Source organism: Mumia sp. (assembly GCF_028803055.1).
In the GTDB taxonomy this organism is placed as follows: Bacteria; Actinomycetota; Actinomycetes; order Propionibacteriales; family Nocardioidaceae; genus Mumia.
The window spans coordinates 1-4,175 of record NZ_JARBCJ010000238.1 but is presented as its reverse complement, the minus strand read 5'-3'; the positions used below and the strand labels follow the sequence as shown (position 1 = coordinate 4,175).

Genomic DNA, 4,175 nt, shown 5'->3' with positions numbered 1-4,175 from the left:
CGCGACCCTCTTCTACGCGCTGGCGCGGACGGACTCCGTGTCCGAGCTCGTCCAGGGTTCGGACTACACCCGCGAGGTCGTGAAGTCGTACGCCTCGGTCGCCCGGACCCCTCGAGTGCTGACTCCGGTCATCGACGATCTCGACCTCGACACGACCCCGCGTCGTCTGGCAGGGTCGATCACCGCGTCGGCGCCGCTGGACCAGGTGATCATCGACGTCACGGCGACGAGCGCGTCGCCCGTCGAAGCGGCTCAGATCGCCAACGCCACCGCTCGCAGCCTGGCCACCGAGTCCGAGGCGCTCGCCCCGAAGACGCGCAGCGGTCGAGCAGCGCTGGACGTCTCGCTGATCTCGACCGCGACGACGCCGGAGTTCCCCTTCTCCCCCAACAAGAAGTTCTACGTCGCCGGCGGCCTGGCGGCCGGCCTGGGCGTCGGCCTCGCGCTCGCGCTCATCCTGGAGCGTCTCGGGAGCAGGGTCCGAACCGAGGCGGACGTCGAGGCCTACACCGAGGCCCCCGTGCTCGCACGCATCCCGCGCCAACGGTCCCGACGCGTCACCCCTGCCGCCCACAACGACGGTCGCGACATGGCTCGGAGCGAGGCGGTGCGTCGACTCCAGATCAACCTCGAGTCGCTCGGCATCGGTCTGACACCGGGCTCGGTGATGGTCACCTCCGCGCGGCCGGGCGAGGGCAAGACCACGACGACGGTGGACCTCGCCGCCGCGATGTCCGAGGCGGGCCACCGCGTGCTCCTGGTCGACGCCGACCTCCGGCGTCCGCGGGTGGCGAGCTACCTCGGGCTCGAGGGGAGCGTCGGGCTCACCAACGTGCTGGCCGAGCAGGTCGAGCTCGAGAATGTCGTCCAGCCGTGGCTGAGCGAGAACCTGCACGTCCTCCCCGGTGGCTTCGTCCGCTCGACCCCGGCCCAGGTCCTCGGTTCCGAAGCCATGCGTCGGTTCTTGCGCGACTCCTTGATGACCTACGACATCGTCCTGCTGGACGCCGCGCCGCTGATGCCGGTCGCCGACTCCGTCGCGCTCGCCAAGCTGGCCGACGGCACGCTGCTCGTCGTCGACAGCCGCTCGTCCAAGCCCGCCGACTTCAAGCAGGCGTTGCAGGTGCTGAGCGTCGCGGGCGCGAGTCTTGTCGGAGTCGTGCTCAACAAGACCACCGGTGGACGCTCCGGCCAGTACGGCTACGACCAACGTCCTCGCCGCTTCGACTTCCTGCGCAGAGAGCGGGATCCCCACGAGAACCGCGCGCCCGCTCTGGATCGCACGGGCAGGTAGTCGCGATGTCGACGATCGGGGCGTCCGACGTCCCCGGAGGCATCCAGACGTTCGCACCCCTGCGGCCGGCTGTCCCGGAAGCGGTCCCGCGCGAGACCCGCCCGTACCTCGCTGCGCTCGCCGCGACAGCGACCTTCGTGCTGGGCCTCAACTACCGGGTCGGCGGGTTCCTGCCAGTGGCGCTCCCGCTCCTCGTCGACCTGGCTACGCTCTGGTTGAGCGAGGAGCGCCGCTACCGCGGAGGGCCGTTGGTCGTCTTCGGGGGGCTGCTCGCCGTGCTGTCCGGCTACTGGCTGATCCGGATCGTCACCGGGATCGACCACGAGCTCGACGAGCGGGCGGGGATGGCGACCGGCCTCGCGTACGTCGTCGCGTTCCTCGGTGTCGGTTTCCTCCTCTGGGCTCGCAGCGTGCTGGGCGTTCCCGCAACGGCACTGGCCTATGCGCTGGGAGTGCTCGCCTCGACCGCCGCCTTCCAGGCAGGTGCGACCGACAACCCCTGGAAGTTCGCGTACTCGTGGCCGGTCATCGTGATCGTTCTCGCGGCGTGCGCGCTCAAGCGCAGCCACCATGCCGCCGTGGTGCTGCTCCTCGTGCTCGCTGCGTTCAGCGCCGCCAGCGACGCTCGGAGCCTGATGGGGATATGTCTGGCGACGGCGGCCCTGGTCCTCTGGCAGCGGCGCCCAGGAGCCGGGTCCCACGCCCTCGCGCGCCGCGGCAGCACCCTCGTCCTCCTCGCGGTGATGGCGTACGCCGGCTACTCCGTCGTCACCTCGCTCCTGCTCGGCGGCGCACTCGGCGACGAGACTCGAGAGCGCACGCAGGCGCAGATCGAGCGGAGCGGCAACCTCCTGACCGGTGGTCGTCCCGAGTGGTCGGCCACCATCGCGCTCATGCGTGACCAGCCGGAGGGCTTCGGGCTCGGCGCCGTACCCAACTTCCACGACGTCGCCACCGCGAAGACGGGCCTCGCCCCGCTCAACATCCCGACGATCGAGGGATACGTCGACAACTACATGCTCGGCCCACAGTTCACCTTGCACTCCGTCGTCGCCGATATGTGGGCGAGCCTCGGCGTGGTGGGGCTGGTCGTGGCGCTCGCCGTGGTCTGCCTGCTGATCGGCTCGCTGGTCCGGGGGATCACGGCTCGCGAGGCGTCGGCGCTCGTCGTCTTCCTGGGACTGATGGGGCTGTGGGACCTCGGCTTCTCCTCCACGTTCTCGGTCCTCGTACGGCTGACTCTCGCCATCGCAGTCCTCCTGACCGTCCGGGCGGGATCCACCGCGCCGTGGCAGGAGTCGCCGCAGACTTCACCGAGCCTCGAAGGAGGCGATGATGCCGCGCACGTCCACCGGTGAGGACGTCATCGTGCTCGAGACCTTCCTCGAGCCGTCAGCCGGGACGAACCCGTACATGACCCAGCTGGCCCGCAACATGCCCGACGGCGTGCGGATCCTGACGTTCGGCTGGAGACGTGCACTTCTCGGACGTTACGACGTCCTGCACATCCACTTTCCCGAGCTGCTTCTCCGTGGGTCGACGCGTCCGCGGACGTACGCGCACCGTCTTCTGGCGGTGGTGCTGCTCCTTCGGTGCTGGTTGCGCCGCACAGCCGTCGTCCAGACTCTCCACAACCATCGCCCTCACGAGGACCGCGGCCCCGTGGAGCGGGTCCTCCTCCGGGCGATCCGGGCGCGGACGGACTGGTGGATCCTGATCAACACCGTCGACGCCGCCCCTCGGCCGGGCCGCGCCACGACGATCCTGCACGGCCACTACCGGGACTGGTTCGCCGGATGTCCGCGGCCTCCACGTTCGCCGGGGCGGCTCGCTTACGTCGGGATGATCCGCGAGTACAAGAACGTCCCGGCGCTGCTCGCCGTCTTCAGCCAGGTCGACGACGACAGCCTGTCGCTGGTCGTCGCCGGCCAGCCCCGCACCGACGACCTCACCTCCGCACTCTCACGAGCGGCCGCGCGTGACGGGCGCGTGAGGCTCGACCTCGCCTATGTCGACGACGACACCCTGGCGCGGACCGTGTCAGAAGCAGAGCTCGTAGTCCTGCCCTACACCGAGATGCGCAACTCGGGCGCCGCGCTCCTGGCGCTCTCGCTCGACCGGCCGGTGCTCGTGCCACGTGGCACGGAGAACGACGCGCTGGCCGCGGAGGTCGGCGAGGACTGGGTGCTGCGGTACGACGGCCCGCTGACCCGCGAGGTGATCACCGCCGCTGTCGACGTCGTCCGCCGTCCGCGAGCTGCCGACCGCCCGATGCTCGACGGGCGGGACTGGAAGACCGCGGGTCACCTTCACCGCGAGGCGTTCCGCGCGGCGCTCACCCGTCGCCGCCACCGCCGAGAGGACTCCACCACCAGATGAGCGTGTGGCGCGCAACCCTGAGCACGGCGGGGACCCGTGTCGGAGTCATGGCTGTCTCCGGACTCCTCGGCATCGTCACCAGCCGACTGATCCTTCAGTACTTCGGCGTCGAGGCCTACGCGCAGTACGGGCTGCTCAACGGTGTCCGGCTCCTCTTGCCCTTCGCCGACCTCGGCATCGGTGCCGTGATCATCAACGCGATCGCGCAGTCACCAGACGCACGGCGGGACCGCGAGGTGCTCGCGACGCTGACGACCGCGTTGCGCTACCTCACGATCTCCGGCGTGGTCATTACCGTCCTCAGCCTGCTGTTCCTCTCGCTCGGGTGGTGGCCGACGCTGTTGGGCGGCGCGCTCCTCCCGGGCGGGGACGTCGTCGCGATGCTCTGCCTTGCCGTGTTCGGTCTCTCCCTGCCCCTCGGGCTCGGTGTCCGGATCCTCATCGGGCTCGGCAAGAACTCGATGCAGACAGCCGTGCTGGGGCTCGCGTCGCCGCTGTTCCT

Annotated in this window: 4 protein-coding genes; all 4 read left to right on the top strand. The window is 70.1% G+C overall.

Annotated features, from left to right (window positions below; genetic code table 11):
- A partial coding sequence (locus PV363_RS16260) for a polysaccharide biosynthesis tyrosine autokinase (RefSeq protein ID WP_301022881.1) occupies positions 1-1,294 on the top strand: 1,294 nt, incomplete at its 5' end.
- Positions 1,295-1,299: 5 nt separating this feature from the next.
- Positions 1,300-2,652 carry a hypothetical protein gene (locus PV363_RS16255; protein WP_301022880.1) on the top strand — a complete coding sequence of 451 codons (1,353 nt, stop codon included), beginning with the start codon at positions 1,300-1,302 and terminating at the stop codon, positions 2,650-2,652.
- A complete protein-coding gene (locus tag PV363_RS16250; RefSeq protein WP_301022879.1) occupies positions 2,630-3,673 on the top strand; it encodes a glycosyl transferase in 1,044 nt (347 codons plus the stop codon). The genes PV363_RS16255 and PV363_RS16250 overlap by 23 nt, the downstream gene beginning before the upstream one ends.
- Positions 3,670-4,175, top strand: a 506-nt coding sequence (locus PV363_RS16245) for a hypothetical protein (RefSeq protein ID WP_301022878.1), incomplete at its 3' end; no start/stop codon positions are given. The genes PV363_RS16250 and PV363_RS16245, both read left to right, overlap by 4 nt.

Coding starts and splice junctions, on each gene's coding strand:
- PV363_RS16250 (WP_301022879.1), top strand. CDS start 2,630: ATGCCGCGCACGTCCACCGGTGAGGACGTCATCGTGCTCGAGACCTTC.
- PV363_RS16255 (WP_301022880.1), top strand. CDS start 1,300: ATGTCGACGATCGGGGCGTCCGACGTCCCCGGAGGCATCCAGACGTTC.